The following is a 1,607-nucleotide window of genomic DNA, read 5'->3' as shown; positions in this document are numbered from 1 at the left end:
TATCCCCCGGAGCTGGTCGCGTATCTGCGCGGCCGGGGACGGCGGAAGGTCCTGTTCGGCTCCAACTACCCCATGATCGAGCCGAGTCGGGCTCTGGAGCATCTCGACGAGCTGGGACTCGACGAGGAGACCACCTCGCTGTTCCTGTCGGGCAACGCCCGGCGCGTCTTCCGTCTGGGCGATCATTCGTAGATGCTGGGGCCCGACCAGCGTTCGACCTTGAGGTGAGGGCAGCCCGGCCATGGCTCTGCAGTTCAGCGCGACCAACCCGGAGCATCCCGCGCTCCTGCTCGAACTGCCGTGGCACCTGCCCCTGGAGGAGTGGCCCGAGCACCATCTGGTGCCGCTGCCGCGCGGCATCTCCCGGCACGTCGTGCGCTACGCGCGCGCCGGTGACGAGGTGGTGGCCGTCAAGGAACTCGCCGAACGGCCCGCGGTGCGCGAGTACGAACTGCTGCTGGGCCTGGACCGGCTCGGGATACCGGCGGTCGACCCGCTCGCCGTGGTCACCGGCCGCACGGACGCGGCCGGCGAGCCCCTGGAGTCGGTGCTGATCACCCGGCACCTGGGCGGCTCACTGCCGTACCGGTCGATGTTCGAGACGACCATGCGGCCCGCCACCATGCACCGGCTGATGGACGCCCTGGCCGTCCTGCTGGTGCGGCTGCACCTGGCCGGCTTCGCCTGGGGCGACTGTTCGCTGTCCAACACGCTGTTCCGGCGCGACGCGGGAGCCTACGCCGCGTATCTGGTGGACGCCGAGACCGGTGAACTGCACCCGCGGCTCAGCACCGGCCAGCGCGAGTACGACCTCGATCTCGCCCGGGTGAACATCAGCGGCGAACTGCTCGACCTGGAGGCCGCGGGCGCCCTGCATCCCTCGGTGGACCCGATCGAGTTCGGCCGGGAGATCTGCGCCCGCCACCGGAGCCTGTGGCAGGAGCTGACCCGCACCTCCGTCTACCCGGCCGGCAAGTACCACTACATCGACCGTCGCATCCGCCGGCTCAACGACCTCGGTTTCGACGTCGCCGAGATGCACATCGCGAGCTCGTCCAACGGCGACACCGTCACGTTCGTGCCCAAGGTCGTCGACGCGGGCCACCACCAGCGCCAACTGCTGCGGCTGACCGGACTCGACACCGAGGAGAACCAGGCCCGCAGGCTCCTGAACGACCTGGAGAGCTGGATGGCCACCCAGGACGACTACGCGCCGGGCTCCTCGGCACCCGGATCCTCGGCCCCGGGCTCCTCCGCACCCGGATCTTCGGCCCCGGGCTCCTCCGCCGCGGGCACCCGGCCCGGTCAGGGTGCGGGGAGCCCGCATGCGGCCCGGCCCGAGGTGCTCGCCCACCGCTGGGTGCGGGACGTGTTCCGGCCGACGGTCCGGGCGGTGCCCCCGGACCTGCGCGGCTCCATGGACCCGGCCGAGCTGTACCACGAGCTGCTCGAACACCGCTGGTTCCTGTCCGAGCGCGCCCAGCACGACATCGGCCTGGACGCGGCCGTGAAGGACTACGTCACGAACATCCTCCCGAAGGCCCGCGACCCCCTGCCGGCCGATGAGCTCGTCACCCGCCTCGCGCGCGACGTCGCACATCACCACG

General features: G+C 71.3%; 2 protein-coding genes. Both read left to right on the top strand.

Annotated features, from left to right (window positions below):
• On the top strand, window positions 1-192 hold a 192-nt coding region (locus ACWEBX_RS40380), incomplete at its 5' end, for an amidohydrolase family protein (protein ID WP_451889673.1).
• A gap of 49 nt (window positions 193-241) precedes the next feature.
• Window positions 242-1,607: DUF4032 domain-containing protein (locus tag ACWEBX_RS40375; protein WP_451889672.1), on the top strand; the 1,366-nt coding region annotated here is incomplete at its 3' end.

Source organism: Streptomyces sp. NPDC005070 (assembly GCF_053600395.1).
This window is presented reverse-complemented; position numbering and strand designations above follow the sequence as displayed.